We start from the raw sequence: 15,626 nt of genomic DNA, 5'->3' as shown, positions 1-15,626 counted from the left end.
CGCTTACTCCAGCAGCATGTCCGCCAGGTTCTTCTTCTTCGCCGCCGCCGGCGCCTTGGCCTTCTTCGGCGCCTTGGCCGGCGCGCGCAGGGCGGCGTCGACGGCCAGGCGGGCCCAGCGCAGCAGTTCGTCCGGCTCGTCCAAGGCGCCTTCGGGCGGCGTGTAATAACCCAGCGAGCGGTGGGGCTTGTCGGCCCAGGGGGCGAAGCGGATGCAGCCGGCGGCCTCGAACGTGGCCTGGCTGATGGCGTCGGCCTTCAGGTAGAGGGTGTCGTCGCGGGTGATGAGGCCGAAATTGCGGCCGTGCAGGGTCAGGCCCCGGCCGCCGAACAGGCGCGGCGCCTCCACCGGCCCTAACGGGGCCAGCAAGTCCAGGATGTGGTCCAGGAAATCGGGGGAGACGGCCATGGTGCTCCCCCCCCCCTTCTCGTGGGCGCTACTTACTTCTTGCGAAACGCGTCCAGCGCCACGACGGTGCCGCCCTGCTTGGGCGTGTCGTCATCCTCGGCCGCAGGCGCGGCCTCTTCCTCGGCGGCCTCATCCACCACCTCTTCCGCCTCCTCCTCATCGGGGGGCTGGAACTGCAGGGCGAAGTTGACCGAGGGGTCGGCGAAGGTGGTGATGGCGGCCATGGGCACCACCAGGCGCTCATGGTTGCCGTTGAAGCTCAGCGTCACTTCCACCCGCTCGTCATTCACGTCCAGTCCATAGAACTGGTACTGCAGGACGATGGTGATCTCATCCGGGTACTTGGCGCGCAGGAATTCCGGCATGCGCACGCCCGGATACTGGGTGCGGAAGCTGATGAAGAAGTGGTGTTCGCCGGGCAGGCCATGCTCCTGCACTTCCTTCAGCGCATCGCGCACGACCCGGCGCAGGGCGGCCTCGACCATACGGTCGTAGCGAAGGAGATCAGTGGACATGGTAGGCAAAACGCTCCGGTAGCGGGATGACGACGCCACCAATAGACCCGCCCGGCGCGCGATTTGCAAGCCTGGGCGCGCGAACCGCTGTTGGCGGGGCCAGGGGCGAGGCGATTGGTCGCCGATTCAGTGGGGGGCTTCTGTTGCCGGGTGCCCCCCGAACCCCGTTCTTAGCTAACCACTAATACCCCGTTGAGGGTATTAGGCGGCCATGCGAAGAGCAGGCGCCGTGTTATCGTTGGCACCTATGAAACGGCCCGATGACGGCGGAACCATGCCGAGCGAAAACCATGCCTTTACCACGCACGTCGATCCTGATTCGCCCCCATGATGGTGGAGGCGCCGGGTACCGCCCCCGGGTCCGCAACGCTTATTCCGCAAGGCGTTTATCGCCATAGTCGGGCAAGCCCGACATTCCTAATATAGGGATGCCGGAACGAAAGTGAAAGCCCTTCGCGGAATGGCAGGGCCGCGCCCGGCCGGCCCGTGGTGCCACATGAGATATGGGGTTCCGGCGACCCGGCCGCTACATTATGTAGGGACACCGTTGACAGCGCCGGGCCACCCGGCGCGCACCTGCGAGGGGGCCGCCATGGCGCATCCGGAACACCAGTACCTGTCGCTGCTGCGCCGCCTGATCGACCAGGGGGCGACGCGGGTTGACCGCACCGGCGTGGGCACCAAGGCGCTGTTCGGGGAGCTGATGCGCTTCGACCTGTCGGCCGGCTTCCCCCTGCTGACCACCAAGAAGATTTTCCATCGCCAGGCCATTCACGAGATGCTGTGGTTCCTGTCGGGCGACACCAGCATCCGCCCGCTGCTGGCCAACAAGGTGCGCATCTGGACGGACTGGCCGCTGGCCAACTACCGCAAGAAGACGGGCGAGGACATTTCCCAGGAGGATTTCGAGGCCCGCGTGCTGGCCGACAACGCCTTCGCCGCCCAGTGGGGCGACCTGGGGCCCGTCTATGGCAAGCAGTGGCGGCGTTGGCAGGGGCCGGACGGCAAGGTCATCGACCAGATCCAGGAGCTGGTGGACGGCATCCGCACCAACCCCACCAGCCGGCGCCTGCTGTTCACCGGCTGGAACGTGGCCGACCTGCCGGCCATGGCGCTGCCGCCCTGCCACATGACCTATCAGTTCTTCGTGGCGGACGGGAAGCTGTCGGGCCTGATCTTCCAGCGCAGCGCCGACACCCTGCTGGGCCTCCCCTGGAACCTGTGCGAGGGCGCGCTGCTGATCCACATGCTGGCCCACCAGTGCGGCCTGGGCGTGGGGGACCTGGTGTGGCAGGGCGGGGACGTCCACCTCTACCTTAACCACATCCCCCAGGCGGAGGAGCAGCTGACGCGTGAGCCGCGGCCCTTCCCCCAGCTGGTGATCAAGCGCAAGGCCGACAGCCTGTTCGACTATCGCTTCGAGGATTTCGAGATCACCGGCTATGACCCCCACCCGCACATCAAGGCCGATGTCGCGGTGTGACTTGGTGGTGGGTGGCTCAGTGCCGGCTTGACGCTGGCCGCTGTGGCACCAGCAGCAGGCAGGCGGCCACGAAGGCCAGCAGCAGGGCGGAGGCGGCGTAGCGGCTGAGGTCCAGGCCGCCCGCGTCCGCCGGCTTGTCCAGGAAATCGCCCACCACGGCGCCCAGGGGCCGGGTCAGGATGAAGGCCGCCCAGAACAGGGCGGTGCGCGACAGGGACGTCCAGGCATAGGCGGCCGCCACCAGCGCCAGCAGGCCGGCGAACACCAGGATGCCGCCGCCATATCCCAGCCCCTCGCTGTCCGCCGCCCAATCGCCCAGGGCCGTGCCCAGCGTCTGGGAAAACAGGATGGTGACCCAGTAGAAGGCTTCCGTCCGGGCGCCGGTGACGCTGGCGACGGAAACCGTGCCCAGCGCCAGCCGCCAGCCGGTGAGGCTGAGCGCCAGCAGGCCCGTCAGCAGCGCCGTGCCGCCGGCATAGCCGATGCCCAGCGAGCGGTCGGCGAAATCGGCCAGGGTGGTGCCCACCGTCGTCGTGGCCAGGATGGTCAGCCAATACAGGGCGGGATGGAACCGGCGGGCGCCGATCTGCGCCGCCACGGCGGCGGCGAAGGCGACGGCGAAGACGGCGGTGCCGGCCAGATAGCCCAGGCCCATGGACAGGGTGACGGCATCGCCGCCCGTTTCCCCCAGGGTGGTGGCGGCGATCTTGATGACCCAGAACATCAGGGTCACCTGCGGCACCTTGGCGGCGTCGTCGGTCTTGGGGGCGTTTGTCTTGGGCATGGCGGTCACGGCGGCGGCTTAGGCGGCGGTTATGGGTGCGCGCATGCAGCCTGAGCCCGGCGACCGGGACAAGGGCGGGGCAGGAGGTGCGGCATTTTGGCCTGCCGCGATCGGCAATTTCTGCCTAGCTAGGGGGCGGATTCTGCCGGCCCGCCCCCCTTTTGCCCGGCCGGCTTCGCGTCTTGAAAGAGAGAGCCGTCCCGTATTCCCCAGCGGGGCGGCGGATCGCCGCTGTCTGGCACGGTGGGTGCTTGCACTTTTGTCATCACCGATGAAAAGGGGGCGAAAGTGACGGTCAGTTCGGTATCCAACCTGTACGCCGGCCTCGGCCAGATGGGTTTGGGCCAGATGGGCCTGAGTAAGGGGATGGTGCGGGGCACGCCGCTGGGCCAGACGCCGGCGCAAAATGGCGCCGCGCCGGCCAGCGCGGCCCCGAAGGACGTCATCGGCCAGGACACGAGCGCCGGCGGCGCCAAGGCGGACGACAGCAAGGCTGTCGACTATCACCACATGACCCGCAAGCAGATGATCGCCGCTTCGAAGGAACTGGCCAAGGCCGGCAAGATCGACCTGACCGAGATGGGCATGCTGCAGATGGCCGGGCCCATCGGCAAGGTCGGCCCCAATGGGGAATTCGTCCCCTTCACCGCGGCGGAGCGCGCCCAGATCGACAACCGGCCTGTGGATTACGTCGACACGGCCCAGCAGGCCATCCGGGGCCTGGAAAGCCAGGGCCGCAGTTCCGATCCCACCTCGGGCTATCAGGGGTGGAAGCATATCCTGCTGGCCTTGCAGGAGGTCTGACCCGCACGCTCTGAGTTCCCGGGTGCGTCCGGGCCGATCGTGCCGGCCTTGGGGCCACCGGAGTGGCCCTCCGCACCCCGTCCCGCCCTTGCTAGCATGACGCCCGTTGAGCGAACGATGCGGGGACGGATCATGCGCGCACGGGTGGGGATCGCGGCGGTGCTGCTGCTGGGGATGCCCATGGCCGGCCTGGCCGGCACGGGCAAGGCGGTGGTGGCCGCAAACCGGGCGCCGCCGGCCGCCGTCGCGGTGGATACGGTGGCGGCCCAGGTCGACGCCTTCCTGCAGGGGCAGATGCGGGCGCTGGGCATTCCCGGCCTGCAGGTGGCTGTCATCCAGCAGGGTCGCCTGGTGCTGTCGCGCAGCTATGGCGTGGCCAACCTGCAGACGCCGGTGCCGGTGACGAACGAGACCATCTTCGCCGTCAATTCCATCACCAAGGCCTTCACCGGCGTGGCCGCGATGCGTCAGGTCCAGGCCGGGCGGATGGACCTGGATGCGGCCGTCGGCCAGTACCTGGACGACCTGCCCGTCGCCTGGCGCCCCGTCACCATCCGCCAATTGCTGACCCACATGTCCGGTCTGCCCGACATCAACCGCGCGCCCGGCGACCGGGATGAGCGGGTGGGGGGTGAGGCCATCTGGGCCTGGGTGCAGGCCCAGCCCCTGAAGTTCACGCCCGGTGAGCGTTTCGACTACTGCCAGACCAACTACACCCTGGTGCAGCGGGTGGTGGACAGGCTGACCGGCCAGCCGCCCGACACGTCCATCATCGGCTGGGAGATCGAGGCGGCGGGCATGACCCACACCGCCTATGGCGACAGCAGCATGGTCACGCCCGGCAAGGCCGCCGGCTACCGCAACAGCTATGCGCCCAATCCCGCTGGGGGACCGGATGGCGCCCCGGTGGCAACGCCCCACCCGGTCTATGAGCTGTTCCGCCCCATGCACCGCGCCTCCTCCGGCCTGGACAGCACGGCGGAGGATATGGCGCGCTGGATGATCGCCCTGTCTGAGGGCCGCTTGCTGGATGCCGACAGCCTGCGCCTGCTGTGGACGCCCGCCGCCTTCAACGATGGCCGTCCCGGCCAATGGGGCCTGGGCTGGGAGGTGCTGGACCATGGCGGCCATCGCGTCGTGGGCATGACCGGCGGCGGCCGTTCCGCCTTCTTCCTCTATCCTGAGGACGACGTGGGCGTGGTCATCCTGACCAACCTGTCCGGCGCCTTCCCTGAGGACATGATCGACCAGGTGGCCGCCCTCTATGGCGCCAAGCTGGCGGGCCTGGCCGCCCTGCGCGTGGACATCCAGCGCCACGGCTTCGACCAGGTGCCGGCCCTCTACGCCGCCTTGCAGGCGCGCGAGCCGGGCGCGACTTTGCAGGAGGCGGAGCTGAACGACTGGGGCTATCGCCTGCTCAGCAACGGCCAGCCCCGGAATGCGCTGGCCATCCTGAAGCTGGCCGCCGACCTCTACCCCGACAGCGGCAACGCCCAGGACAGCCTGGCCGAGGCGCTGGCGGCCAGCGGTGACAAGCCGGCCGCCATTCTGGCGTATCAGCGCGCCCTGGAGCTGGACCCGAAGAACCAGAACGCGGAGCGGCGTCTGCTAATTTTAAGGAGTGGTAGATAATGTGATTTTGCTCAAGGACTTCCGAGTTTCTTCAAATATTGTCCCTATCCAATGATCGCTCATGGTGCTGTTTGGATTATTTATAAGATTTCTTATATATTCTTTCTTTTCTTTGTCCACAGCTTCCCAGTGTCTCGGATCTACAAACCAATGATCTGAGCTTTTGAACATAAATTCCTCTATGAAATCATATAGACGCAGCTGGTTGATTTTCTTATCGTTGTCAATTATTGATAGATTCCTTAACGCCAAATCTATTGCGCTATCATCTTTTTTGTGATTTATAATGATTACTAATGTTGTTTTGTCTTGTGGTATTGTGGAAATCGTCATTGTGGCCATTTTCTGATTGCCACATCCTTCATCTTTTATAATTGCCCTGGTTGACGAAAAGGAAAATGGGAGCCTAATATTAATTATGCTAGGTCTTATGATAACCTGATTTCTCATTATGTTGGGCCACATTAATTGCTTTCTAAAATTCCTATAGATTCTTGTTAGGTTCTCCATAACTAATGTTTTTTTTATTTGTTCTGTCCGAAAGGTGATGTGATAATCTGTATAATAAATAATCAGAATTCGACATCACTATTTTTTGGAAATCATCTCTATAATTTTGAATATCGGGATTTGATGATTTTGCTATTTCAAAGGACATTTCGCTGATCTTGGCTATCATTGCGCGCTTGAGGCGTGGTATATTGTAGTTATCTCGTTGAATGTTATATTTTATGCGTGTTATTTCTCGGCATATGGTCCTATACGATTGCATCGCAATGTCATGTCCGCTAGATATATTCGATCGTTTCTCAAAACCACTAAACAAAACCTCGTCATGATGACGACAAAACCCCTGGAACGTCGATGCTTTTTCAAGGCTGACCCTGCGAATCTCGGGTCCGTTGAACGTTAGTTCCGGAGAAATTACGTAATTATTATAACTCACAGATTTAAGTGGGCCATTTTTTTGCACAGTATGTGATTTGATGGTGTGGTTAGAGCATCCTGGTGTCAGGCACGTTCTTGTTCTCTCCCATCCTTTTCTATATTCATACAGCAAATATGATTTTTCTTTATTTATTGAATCTGAATTCAATATTTCCGAACTTCTGCGAAAATCTGAGAGAATTTCTCTGATTGATAGATGTGCTATTGTCTCGATTTCTTTCCGATTCATGGCATCCCCTCGTATTTTAAGGGTGTGGGTCGCATCAATGATCTCATATTTTCGCGGCCGGCGACGATGATCAGATTTACGCACCCCCGCCCCTTGATCTTCCGCATTCTCGCCGGCGCCCGATTGCCGTAAAACCGCAGGCCTTGAGCGTTCATCAGCCAGGCCCTTTGATCCCATGCCCGATTCCGCGCCCATTCCCTTGGCCCTCATCGCCGCCGTGTCGACCAACAACGTCATCGGGGTGGAGAACCGCCTGCCCTGGCGGTTGAAGGGCGATCTGAAGTATTTCAAGGAGATGACCCTGGGCAAGCCGGTAGTGATGGGCCGGCGGACGTGGGAGAGCATCGGGGCCAAGCCGCTGCCGGGCCGCACCAACATCGTCGTGACGCACAAGAAGGACTACCGCGCCCACGGCGGCGTGGTCTGCCACAGCCTGGACGCCGCCATCGAGCAGGCCCGCCTGATCGCGGCGGCCGACGGCGCCCCCGAGGTCATGGTGATCGGCGGGGAGCTGCTGTTCGCCACCGCGCTGAAGACCGCGCACCGCCTGTACCTGACCGAGGTGCACGCGTCGCCCGAGGGTGACGCCTTCTTCCCCACCTTCGACCGGGCGGAATGGCGCGAGGTGTCGCGGCGCGATGTGCCCGCCCTGGAGGTGGATGCCGATCCCGCCCCGGCGCATAGCTTCGTGGTGCTGGAGCGGGCATGATCCTCACCCCCATTCCCCTGGAGGAGCTGCCGCCCATCCTGGCCGACCTGCGCGGCCGCCTGTCCGGCGCCGACCCGCTGGTCGCGGAGGTGTTCGAGCGCATCGCCGGCACCCTGGACCTGGTGCCGCTGGGCGTGGACACGCCGCAGCATCGCGCGGACGGCATCGCGCTGGCCCATCGTTTTGGTATCGAAACCATCGATGAGTTGCCCATGCAGGCCTATAGCTGGGACGGCCGCGCCATCCGCACCCAGAGCGAGTCCTATGTGCTGATCCATGAGATCGGCCACTGGCTGGTGGCGCCGCCGGAGCGGCGGGGCCTGGTCGATTTCGGCCTGGGCGCCGGGCCGGAGACGGGCCGGGTGGATGAGGCCAACGCCGCCATCTGCGTCGACCAGGAAACCCAGATCGAGGAGGAGGCCCTATCCTCCCTCATCGGCATCCTGTGGGAGGTGGAGCTGGGCCAGCCCGCCATCATGGCCTTCCTGGAGCAGAATTGGCTGGAAGGCTGGGATCGCGCCGCCTGCATCGACAATCTGGCCGACAATCTAGCCACTTTGCATAGTCGCGGATTGATTGATGCGAATTACCGCCCCATTCCGCCAGAACATTTCGAAGTAAAGCGGCGCGTCGCAAGCTTGTAATATTTTGCGCTGCGGCAAAAGCAATAAGACTTTCCGGCCGGCGCAATTGTCCCAGGGGTCTATACAGACGGGGGATTGCCAGCCTCCCGCCCATCGGTCACTGTTTTGCTTAACAAACAGACCGAGAGGGTTGCCCCATGTCGATCGCGCACGCGTCGCCCGCCCCCATCCCGTCAGCAGAGAACACCTCGGATGGCCCCGCCATCCTGTCCCTGATCGGCAACACGCCGCTGGTCCGCGTCACCAAGATCGACACCGGCCCGTGTGAGCTGTACCTGAAGCTGGAAAACCAGAACCCCGGCGGGTCCATCAAGGATCGCATCGGCCTCGCCATGGTGGAGGGGGCGGAGCGGTCCGGCCGGCTGAAGCCCGGCGGCACGGTGGTGGAGGCGACGGCCGGCAACACCGGCCTGGGCCTGGCCCTGGTCTGCGCCGCCAAGGGCTATCGCCTGGTGCTGGTCATCCCCGACAAGATGGCGGCGGAGAAGATCAACCACCTGCGGGCCCTGGGGGCCGACATCCATGTCACGCGCAGCGACGTGGGCAAGGGCCATCCCGACTATTACCAGGACATCGCCGAGCGGCTGGCGGCCGAGATCCCGGGGGCGGTCTATATGAACCAGTTCGCCAACCCCGACAACCCGGCGGCGCATGAGCGCTGGACGGGGCCGGAGCTGCTGCGCCAAATGGACGGGCGCCTGGACGCCGTGGTGGTGGGCGTGGGCTCCGGCGGCACGCTGACCGGCCTGGGGCGCTATTTCCGGCAGGCCAGCCCGCGCACCCGCATGGTGCTGGCCGACCCCCAGGGCTCCATCCTGCGCGACCTGGTGAAGACGGGCCGGCATGATGAGCCCGGCAGCTGGGTGGTGGAGGGCATCGGCGAGGACTTCGTGCCGCCCAACTGCGACCTGCAGTATGTGGAGGACGCCTACACCATCCCCGATGCCGAAAGCCTGAACGCGGCGCGCGAGCTGCTGCGCCGGGAGGGCATCCTGGGCGGTTCCTCCAGCGGCACGCTGTTCGCCGCCGCCCTGCGCTATTGCCGGGCGCAGACGCTTCCGAAGCGCGTGGTCACGCTGGTGTGCGACACGGGCAACAAGTACCTGTCCAAGATGTTCAACGACGGCTGGATGGCGGACCAGGGCTTCCTGCCCTGCGAACGCACGGGCGACCTGCGCGACCTCATGACCCGGCGGGTGGACAAGGGCCAGGTGGTGACCGTCTCCCCCGACGACACCCTGCTGACGGCCTACAAGCGCATGCGCATCTCCGACGTGTCGCAGTTGCCGGTGATGCAGGGCGGCCGCGTGGTGGGCCTGCTGGACGAGTCCGACCTGCTGCTGCATGTCGAGCCCGACCCGTCGCGCTTCCGCGAGGCGGTGCGCGCGGCCATGACCTCGCGCCTGGAAACCGTGCCGGTGACCGCCCCCATCAGCGCGTTGGACGCCATCTTCAGCCGCAACATGGTGGCCCTGGTCACGGAGGGCGACGCCTTCCTAGGATTGCTGACCCGCGTCGACCTGCTGAACCATCTGCGCCGGCAGCTGGGCTGACGCCCGCCATCCTGTCCCGCGCCCCCGCTTTCATCCCCAAGGAATCCCTATGGCCGACCGCAGCCACAACCGTCCCCTCTCCAACCAACGGGCCTTCGCCACCCGCACGGTGCATGCGGGGCAGGAGCCGGACCCCAGCACCGGCGCCATCACCGTGCCCATCTACGCCACCTCCACCTATGTGCAGGAAAGCCCCGGCGTCCATAAGGGCTATGAGTACAGCCGCAGCCAGAACCCCACCCGCATGGCCTATGAGCGCTGCGTGGCGGATCTGGAGGGCGGGGCGCGGGGCTATGCCTTCGCTTCCGGCCTGGCGGCGGAGGCCACCATCCTGGAACTGCTGGACGCCGGCAGCCACATCGTTGCCATGGACGACCTCTACGGCGGCAGCTACCGCCTGCTGGAACGGGTGCGCAAGCGCTCCATGGGCTTGACCTCCCGCTTCGTCGACATGACCGACCCAGCCAAGCTGGAGGCGGCGCTGACCCCCGACACCCGCCTGCTGTGGGTGGAGACGCCGACCAACCCGCTGCTGAAGCTGGTGGATCTGGAGGCGGTGGCCGCTTTCGCCCGGCGGCATAACCTCATCTCGGTCTGCGACAACACCTTCGCCACGCCCTATGCCCAGCGGCCGTTGGAACTGGGCTTCGACATCGTCGTGCATTCGGCCACCAAGTACCTCAACGGCCATTGCGACATGGTGGGTGGCGTCGCCGTGGTGCGGGAGGAGGGGGAGCTGGCCGACCGCCTGGGCTTCCTGCAGAACGCCGTGGGCGCCGTGGCCGGTCCCTTCGACAGCTTTCTGGCCCTGCGCGGCCTGAAGACCCTGGCCCTGCGCATGGAACGGCACAGCGCCAACGCCGCCGCCATCGCCGAATGGCTGGAGCGCCATCCGGCCGTGGCGGGGGTGCGCTATCCCGGCCTGGCCAGCCATCCGCAGCACGCGCTGGCCCGGCGCCAGATGCGGGGCGGCGGCGGCATGGTTTCCGTCAGCCTGAAAGGCGGCCTGGAGGCGGCTCGGCGCTTCCTGGAGCGGACGGAGCTGTTCTCCCTGGCCGAAAGCCTGGGCGGGGTGGAAAGCCTGATCGAGCATCCGGCCATCATGACCCACGCCTCCATCCCGGCGGAGCTGCGGGCCGCCGCCGGCATCGACGACGGGCTGGTGCGCCTGTCGGTGGGCATCGAGGATGTGGACGACCTGATCGCCGACCTGGACGCCGCCCTCAGCGCTACCCTGACCTAATCTTGTGGCCTAGCCTGGCGGCTAGGCCTGTCAGTTGTAGCAGCCTAACCTTTTGCCACGTGGTCTTTGCTGGCGAAACGCGGCATCCCATGGGCTGTTGTTTTGTCATCATGCCCATGAAAATCGGTCCCGGGGACTCGGTCCGGAATCGGGAAACCGGTCGATGTTTGGCGGTTTGGCTTGAGGTTAGGCGATGCGGCGTCTGTTCGGTTCTGATGCGAAGCGGGCCCCCGCTCATCGGGGCGCCCCCGGTGGACGCGTGGCCAACCCCGCGTCCGACATCGATTACCTGCCCCTGGGCCTGACGGCGGAGCAGATCGCGGCGCTGGAGCAAGCCTTTCTGGAGGAGCAAGCCGCCACCCGCGCCACCGGCCGCAAGGCCGGCCTGTTCTGGGGACGGCGGGGGCGCTGAACCGAGCCCGCGTCTCGACACCGCATGGCGTCGATGCCATCTTCAGGGAGCTTGGCATCCTCCGGAGTATGGGCAATGACCCGCTTACTTGAACAAGCCGTTGAAGCGGTGCGCGTTTTGCCGGATGCGGTTCAAGACGAACTCGCTCATGTCCTTCTCCAACTTGCTGGTTTGGATCAGGCGGCGGTCGAATTGACGGATGAGGAAATGGCGGGGCTGGAGGAGTCGCTGGCTCAGGCTGAGCGTGGGGAGTTCGCCAGCGATGAGGACATTCAGGAGATTTGGGCCAAGCACGGTCTATGAAGATCCGTTATACGCGGGCAGCCAGTGCCGAACTTGCGGCCATACTGGATTATATTGACGAGCACTCGCCGTCGGGGGCTCTGAACGTCAAGCGCAGACTTCAGGATATTGTCGCCATATTGGCGGCCCGCCCTTATATCGGGCGCCTGACGAAGCGCCCAGGCATTCGACGCGCGGTGGCCACCCCGTACCCCTACCTGATTTTCTATCAGGTCGTGGGGGACAGTATCGTCATCCACGGTTTCCGCCACACGGCCCGGCGCTTGAGCGAAGACTGAGCCTACTCCGCCGCCGCCACGCGGCGCTGGGTGGCGGAGTTGTGGGCGTAGGTGTCCCAGGTGGGTTCGTAGCTGTCGTCCGCCTGGTTGCCCCACACGGTCCATTTGGGCCGGGCGCCGCGGGCGAACATCTCCAGATAGGGGCCGGGGCTGCAGGCCTCGATCAGGTCATACTGCTCATCGGGCTTGCGCGAATGCTCGCGCTTGCGCGTGCCCAGGTAGTTCACCTGGGTGCGGCCGGGGTCCAGGGTGCGGGCGTTCTTGCCGCGCACGCCGAACAGGATCAGTTCGGTGACGTTGCGGAAGTAGAAGCCCACGCCGCGCCCGTCGGAGCCGCCGTCCTTGCGCAGCTTGTGCCACACCAGGTTGGTCTTGTACTGGAAGCCCCAGGCCTGCATGACCTGCAACCCCTCCGGCAGCAGGGCGTTGGGCACCCAGAGGTACAGATGCGCCGTATCGGCCAGCACGTTGGACACCGGCAGGGCGCAAATCTCTTCCACCGACATGGTGCCGTAGCGCGACAGGCGGTGATGCTCCGGCGCCATCTTGCCGGTGCGGTTCACGAATCGCCAGGGCGGGTCGGCCAGCACGGTGGCGAAGCGCTTCTTGCCGGCCACGGCCAACAGGTCGCGCGCCGGGTCCAGATCTTGCGCCGGGGACGGGGAGGAATGCTGCGGGGAAGTCATGGGGCCATGCTGCCTATTGCGGACCGGCCCGTCAATCATCGACCTGGGAACATAGATAGAACAAGGGTGTGCCAAAACGCAAGCCCGCCCCGCTTGGGGTTCCTCCTCTGGGAGGTGGCTTCAGGGGCGCGGCGGCAGGCCCCGCAGCTTCTCCCGCAGGGACAAGAGGTCCCGCCAGGTTTCGCGCTTGGCGCCCGGGTTGCGCAGCAGGTAGGCGGGGTGCAGCAGGGCCAGAGCGGGCAGGGGCCGGGTCAGGCCGGGGCTGCCGTAATCGAACCAGCGGCCGCGCAGGCGGGTGATGCCCTCCGTCTTGGCCAGCAGGGTCTTGGCTGAGATGCCGCCCAGGAAGACCAGGATGTCCGGGTCCGCGATCTCCACATGCCGCTGGATGAAGGGCAGGCAGGCAGCGATCTCGCTGTCCGTGGGGTTGCGGTTGCCGGGCGGGCGCCAGGGCAGGATGTTGCTGATATAGACCGCCTTGTCCGGTTCCTCGGCATGGCGGTCCAGGCCGATGGCGGCCAGCATCTTGTCCAGCAGCGCGCCGGCCGGCCCGACGAAGGGCTTGCCCTGCCGGTCCTCCTGCTCCCCCGGCGCCTCGCCGATCAGCATGACGCGCGCCTTGGGGTTGCCGTCGGCGAAAACGGTGGAGCTGGCGGTTTGCTTCAGGGGGCAGCCGTCGAAGGCCAGCAGGGCCTTGTGCAAATCCTCCAGCGTGGTGGCGGCCATGGCGGCGCCGCGGGCGCTGGCGCGGGCCTCGGTCATGCCCAAGGGGCTGCCGGGCGGGGCGTCGGCGCCGCCCAGGGCGGGGGCGGTCGCCAGGGCGGGCGATTTTTTTTCCGGGGGTGTGGCGGAACGGCCAGGGGCGGCGGCGGGCGGAGCGCTGGCCGGCGACCGGGCCGGGCCGGCCTCGCGCGCAGTAGGCGCCCTGCGGCTGGCCACCTGGGTCCAGTCCGTCGGCTGGTCGTTGATCGCTTCGTCGGCACCGATCTCGACCAGCCAGGCCAGATCCGCGACGGCTTTTGCCGTGTCAATCATGATTTGACCCTACCATCGCTGGTGTGTTTCTTCATCAACCGCATGGGGCGGTCGCGCGCGAATAATGACGCGTCCCCCGGTGGGACCCATCCCGCGAGGGTCCCCATCGAAACGCCACGGGAACTCCGCACCAGTAACCAGGGAAGAAGAAGGCGACAGGACATGGAACGGGAGTCGATGGAGTATGACGTCGTCATCGTCGGCGCCGGCCCCTCGGGGCTGTCGGCCGCGATACGGCTGAAACAGCTGGCCGCCGCCGCGGACAAGGACATCAGCGTCTGCGTCATCGAAAAGGGATCGGAGGTCGGGGCCCACATCCTGTCGGGCGCCGTCATCGACCCCATCGCGCTGAACGAGTTGATCCCCGACTGGAAAGACAAGGGGGCGCCGCTCAACACCCCCGTCACCGACGACCGCTTCTACATCCTGACCGAGATCGGCTCCATGCGCATCCCCAATGCGCTGCTGCCGCCCCTGATGAACAACCACGGCAACTACATCGTCAGCCTGGGCAACGTCTGCCGCTGGCTGGCGCAGCAGGCCGAGGAACTGGGTGTGGAGATCTACCCCGGCTTCGCCGCGGCCGAGGTGCTGTATCACGATGACGGCTCGGTCAAGGGCATCGCCACCGGCGACATGGGCATCGGCAAGGACGGGGAGCCGACGGACCGCTACACCCCGGGCATGGAGCTGCACGGCAAGTACACGCTGTTCGCCGAGGGCGTGCGCGGCAACCTGTCGAAGGAGCTGATGGTCCGCTTCAACCTGCGCGACGGCGTGGACCCGCAGAAGTATGGCCTCGGCATCAAGGAGCTGTGGCAGATCGACCCCGCCAAGCATAAGCAGGGCCTGGTGCTGCACAGCCAGGGCTGGCCGCTGGACAGCAAGACCGGCGGCGGTTCCTTCATGTACCACCTGGAGGACAACCAGGTGGCCATCGGCTTCGTCGTCCACCTGAACTACACCAACCCCTACCTGTCGCCGTTCGAGGAATTCCAGCGCTTCAAGCAGCACCCGCTGATCCGCCCTTACCTGGAGGGTGGCAAGCGCCTGTCCTACGGCGCGCGCGCCATCAACGAGGGCGGGTTGCAGTCAGTGCCTAAGCTGACCTTCCCCGGGGGCGCCCTCATCGGCTGCGCCGCCGGTTTCGTCAACCTGCCCCGCATCAAGGGCAGCCACAACGCCATGAAGACCGGCATGCTGGCGGCCGAGGCGGCCTTCGAGCGCCTGGCGGCGGGCGGCGAGGGCCATGACGCGCTGACGGATCTCGAGGCCAAGTGGCGCCAGAGCTGGGTCTTCCAGGACCTGTACAAGGTGCGCAACGTGAAGCCCAGCCTGAAGCACGGCCTGTGGCTGGGCACGGCGCTGGGCGGCCTGCACATGTGGCTGAACGACCTGAAGCTGGGCTTCCTGGTGGGCTGGACCCAGCATCATGGCAAGCCGGACCATGAAAGCCTGGTGCCGGCGGCCAATGCCAAGAAGATCGTCTATCCCAAGCCCGATGGCGTCATCAGCTTCGACCGCCTGTCCTCGGTGTTCATCTCCAACACCAACCATGAGGAAGACCAGCCGGCGCACCTGAAGCTGAAGGACCCGACGGTTCCCATCGCCTTCAACCTGCCCACCTATGACGAACCGGCGCAGCGCTACTGCCCCGCCGGCGTGTACGAGGTGACGCGCGACGACAACGGGCAGAACCCGCGCTTCGTCATCAACGCGCAGAACTGCGTGCACTGCAAGACCTGCGACATCAAGGACCCGACCCAGAACATCAACTGGACGGTGCCGGAGGGCGGCGGGGGCCCCAATTATCCCAATATGTGAGCCGTTTCAGGAAAAGGCGCCCCGCACCGGGCGCCTTTTTCGTTTCCGGGTGGGGTGACCGGGGCGGTTGTTCCGGCCGCGTTTCCCGATTAGCTTGAGGCATCGGGACTTGAATAGACGGCGGCAATCTCGTGCG

The 15,626-nt window shown here is 65.3% G+C and carries 18 protein-coding genes and 1 other RNA gene; 11 read left to right on the top strand and 8 right to left on the bottom strand.

Annotation, left to right across the window (positions count from 1 at the left end; translation table 11 throughout):
• Positions 1-3 precede the first annotated feature (3 nt).
• The 3 genes from FBZ90_RS03745 to ssrA all read right to left on the bottom strand — a co-directional run bounded on the left by FBZ90_RS03745 (position 4) and on the right by ssrA (position 1,375).
• Positions 4-408 (bottom strand): TfoX/Sxy family protein, encoded by a 405-nt coding sequence (locus tag FBZ90_RS03745; protein ID WP_145729687.1) that lies wholly within the window; start codon positions 406-408, stop codon positions 4-6.
• A gap of 32 nt (positions 409-440) precedes the next feature.
• Entirely contained in the window at positions 441-923 is a 483-nt protein-coding gene (locus FBZ90_RS03740) for an SspB family protein (RefSeq protein ID WP_145729686.1), read from the bottom strand.
• Positions 924-1,051: 128 nt separating this feature from the next.
• Positions 1,052-1,375: a transfer-messenger RNA gene (ssrA, locus tag FBZ90_RS03735) on the bottom strand.
• A gap of 140 nt (positions 1,376-1,515) precedes the next feature.
• Here ssrA and thyA point away from each other — a divergent pair.
• On the top strand, positions 1,516-2,406 hold the full coding sequence (thyA, locus tag FBZ90_RS03730) for a thymidylate synthase (protein ID WP_145729685.1): 891 nt from the start codon (positions 1,516-1,518) through the stop codon (positions 2,404-2,406).
• 16 nt (positions 2,407-2,422) lie between these two features.
• On the opposite strand, the gene FBZ90_RS03725 is transcribed toward thyA, so the two are convergent.
• Positions 2,423-3,190, bottom strand: a complete 768-nt coding sequence (locus FBZ90_RS03725; protein WP_145729684.1) for a COG4705 family protein — start codon at positions 3,188-3,190, stop codon at positions 2,423-2,425.
• A gap of 288 nt (positions 3,191-3,478) precedes the next feature.
• Here FBZ90_RS03725 and FBZ90_RS03720 point away from each other — a divergent pair, with 288 nt between their 5' ends.
• Both FBZ90_RS03720 and FBZ90_RS03710 read left to right on the top strand, forming a co-directional pair.
• Positions 3,479-3,994 (top strand): hypothetical protein, encoded by a 516-nt coding sequence (locus tag FBZ90_RS03720; protein WP_145729683.1) that lies wholly within the window; start codon positions 3,479-3,481, stop codon positions 3,992-3,994.
• A 132-nt stretch (positions 3,995-4,126) separates the two neighbouring features.
• Positions 4,127-5,626 (top strand): serine hydrolase domain-containing protein, encoded by a 1,500-nt coding sequence (locus FBZ90_RS03710; protein ID WP_246130137.1) that lies wholly within the window; start codon positions 4,127-4,129, stop codon positions 5,624-5,626.
• Here the strand turns inward: FBZ90_RS03710 and FBZ90_RS03705 are convergent.
• Both FBZ90_RS03705 and FBZ90_RS03700 read right to left on the bottom strand, forming a co-directional pair.
• Entirely contained in the window at positions 5,609-5,959 is a 351-nt protein-coding gene (locus FBZ90_RS03705) for a hypothetical protein (protein ID WP_145729682.1), read from the bottom strand. The two genes, FBZ90_RS03710 and FBZ90_RS03705, sit on opposite strands and share 18 nt — an antisense overlap.
• A 151-nt stretch (positions 5,960-6,110) precedes the next feature.
• The gene (locus FBZ90_RS03700; protein ID WP_145729681.1) at positions 6,111-6,998 is read right to left on the bottom strand and encodes a hypothetical protein; all 888 of its coding nucleotides are present in this window, start codon (positions 6,996-6,998) and stop codon (positions 6,111-6,113) included.
• Between FBZ90_RS03700 and FBZ90_RS03695 the strand changes: the two genes are divergently transcribed.
• From FBZ90_RS03695 to FBZ90_RS03670, 7 genes are all read left to right on the top strand, one after another.
• Complete coding sequence (locus FBZ90_RS03695; protein WP_145729680.1) at positions 6,979-7,512, top strand: dihydrofolate reductase; 534 nt, start codon at positions 6,979-6,981, stop codon at positions 7,510-7,512. The two genes, FBZ90_RS03700 and FBZ90_RS03695, sit on opposite strands and share 20 nt — an antisense overlap.
• Positions 7,509-8,156, top strand: a complete 648-nt coding sequence (locus FBZ90_RS03690) for an elongation factor P hydroxylase (RefSeq protein ID WP_145729679.1) — start codon at positions 7,509-7,511, stop codon at positions 8,154-8,156. Before FBZ90_RS03695 ends, FBZ90_RS03690 begins: the two co-directional genes overlap by 4 nt.
• A 137-nt stretch (positions 8,157-8,293) precedes the next feature.
• Positions 8,294-9,709 (top strand): pyridoxal-phosphate dependent enzyme, encoded by a 1,416-nt coding sequence (locus tag FBZ90_RS03685; RefSeq protein WP_186455593.1) that lies wholly within the window; start codon positions 8,294-8,296, stop codon positions 9,707-9,709.
• Positions 9,710-9,758: 49 nt separating this feature from the next.
• Positions 9,759-10,952: a cystathionine gamma-synthase gene (locus FBZ90_RS03680; RefSeq protein WP_145729678.1), complete on the top strand. Its 1,194-nt coding sequence runs from the start codon at positions 9,759-9,761 to the stop codon at positions 10,950-10,952.
• A 259-nt stretch (positions 10,953-11,211) separates the two neighbouring features.
• Complete coding sequence (locus FBZ90_RS27735; RefSeq protein WP_186455592.1) at positions 11,212-11,364, top strand: hypothetical protein; 153 nt, start codon at positions 11,212-11,214, stop codon at positions 11,362-11,364.
• A 75-nt stretch (positions 11,365-11,439) separates the two neighbouring features.
• Positions 11,440-11,667: a hypothetical protein gene (locus FBZ90_RS03675; protein WP_145729677.1), complete on the top strand. Its 228-nt coding sequence runs from the start codon at positions 11,440-11,442 to the stop codon at positions 11,665-11,667.
• Positions 11,664-11,945, top strand: coding sequence for a type II toxin-antitoxin system RelE/ParE family toxin (locus FBZ90_RS03670; RefSeq protein ID WP_145729676.1), 282 nt, complete (start codon positions 11,664-11,666; stop codon positions 11,943-11,945). Before FBZ90_RS03675 ends, FBZ90_RS03670 begins: the two co-directional genes overlap by 4 nt.
• Before the next feature lie 2 nt (positions 11,946-11,947).
• Here FBZ90_RS03670 and FBZ90_RS03665 read toward each other — a convergent pair whose 3' ends face one another.
• Complete coding sequence (locus tag FBZ90_RS03665) at positions 11,948-12,631, bottom strand: MT-A70 family methyltransferase (RefSeq protein WP_145729675.1); 684 nt, start codon at positions 12,629-12,631, stop codon at positions 11,948-11,950.
• Positions 12,632-12,751: 120 nt separating this feature from the next.
• The gene (locus FBZ90_RS03660) at positions 12,752-13,666 is read right to left on the bottom strand and encodes a uracil-DNA glycosylase (protein ID WP_145729674.1); all 915 of its coding nucleotides are present in this window, start codon (positions 13,664-13,666) and stop codon (positions 12,752-12,754) included.
• A gap of 162 nt (positions 13,667-13,828) precedes the next feature.
• Between FBZ90_RS03660 and FBZ90_RS03655 the strand changes: the two genes are divergently transcribed.
• Positions 13,829-15,490 carry an electron transfer flavoprotein-ubiquinone oxidoreductase gene (locus tag FBZ90_RS03655; RefSeq protein ID WP_145729673.1) on the top strand — a complete coding sequence of 554 codons (1,662 nt, stop codon included), beginning with the start codon at positions 13,829-13,831 and terminating at the stop codon, positions 15,488-15,490.
• Positions 15,491-15,626 lie beyond the last annotated feature (136 nt).

The sequence above is a fragment of the Nitrospirillum pindoramense genome, from assembly GCF_007827955.1.
GTDB lineage: Bacteria > Pseudomonadota > Alphaproteobacteria > Azospirillales > Azospirillaceae > Nitrospirillum > Nitrospirillum amazonense_B.
The sequence above is the reverse complement of the archived record's forward strand: the minus strand, read 5'-3'. Positions and strand labels throughout refer to the sequence as shown.

What these genes read in the sequence shown, in the direction of transcription:
- FBZ90_RS03745 (WP_145729687.1), bottom strand. Translation starts at nt 408, where the DNA reads ATGGCCGTCTCCCCCGATTTCCTGGACCACATCCTGGACTTGCTGGCC.
- FBZ90_RS03740 (WP_145729686.1), bottom strand. Translation starts at nt 923, where the DNA reads ATGTCCACTGATCTCCTTCGCTACGACCGTATGGTCGAGGCCGCCCTG.
- thyA (WP_145729685.1), top strand. Translation starts at nt 1,516, where the DNA reads ATGGCGCATCCGGAACACCAGTACCTGTCGCTGCTGCGCCGCCTGATC.
- FBZ90_RS03725 (WP_145729684.1), bottom strand. Translation starts at nt 3,190, where the DNA reads ATGCCCAAGACAAACGCCCCCAAGACCGACGACGCCGCCAAGGTGCCG.
- FBZ90_RS03710 (WP_246130137.1), top strand. Translation starts at nt 4,127, where the DNA reads ATGCGCGCACGGGTGGGGATCGCGGCGGTGCTGCTGCTGGGGATGCCC.
- FBZ90_RS03705 (WP_145729682.1), bottom strand. Translation starts at nt 5,959, where the DNA reads ATGACGATTTCCACAATACCACAAGACAAAACAACATTAGTAATCATT.
- FBZ90_RS03695 (WP_145729680.1), top strand. Translation starts at nt 6,979, where the DNA reads ATGCCCGATTCCGCGCCCATTCCCTTGGCCCTCATCGCCGCCGTGTCG.
- FBZ90_RS03700 (WP_145729681.1), bottom strand. Translation starts at nt 6,998, where the DNA reads ATGGGCGCGGAATCGGGCATGGGATCAAAGGGCCTGGCTGATGAACGC.
- FBZ90_RS03690 (WP_145729679.1), top strand. Translation starts at nt 7,509, where the DNA reads ATGATCCTCACCCCCATTCCCCTGGAGGAGCTGCCGCCCATCCTGGCC.
- FBZ90_RS03685 (WP_186455593.1), top strand. Translation starts at nt 8,294, where the DNA reads ATGTCGATCGCGCACGCGTCGCCCGCCCCCATCCCGTCAGCAGAGAAC.
- FBZ90_RS03680 (WP_145729678.1), top strand. Translation starts at nt 9,759, where the DNA reads ATGGCCGACCGCAGCCACAACCGTCCCCTCTCCAACCAACGGGCCTTC.
- FBZ90_RS03675 (WP_145729677.1), top strand. Translation starts at nt 11,440, where the DNA reads ATGACCCGCTTACTTGAACAAGCCGTTGAAGCGGTGCGCGTTTTGCCG.
- FBZ90_RS03670 (WP_145729676.1), top strand. Translation starts at nt 11,664, where the DNA reads ATGAAGATCCGTTATACGCGGGCAGCCAGTGCCGAACTTGCGGCCATA.
- FBZ90_RS03665 (WP_145729675.1), bottom strand. Translation starts at nt 12,631, where the DNA reads ATGACTTCCCCGCAGCATTCCTCCCCGTCCCCGGCGCAAGATCTGGAC.
- FBZ90_RS03660 (WP_145729674.1), bottom strand. Translation starts at nt 13,666, where the DNA reads ATGATTGACACGGCAAAAGCCGTCGCGGATCTGGCCTGGCTGGTCGAG.
- FBZ90_RS03655 (WP_145729673.1), top strand. Translation starts at nt 13,829, where the DNA reads ATGGAACGGGAGTCGATGGAGTATGACGTCGTCATCGTCGGCGCCGGC.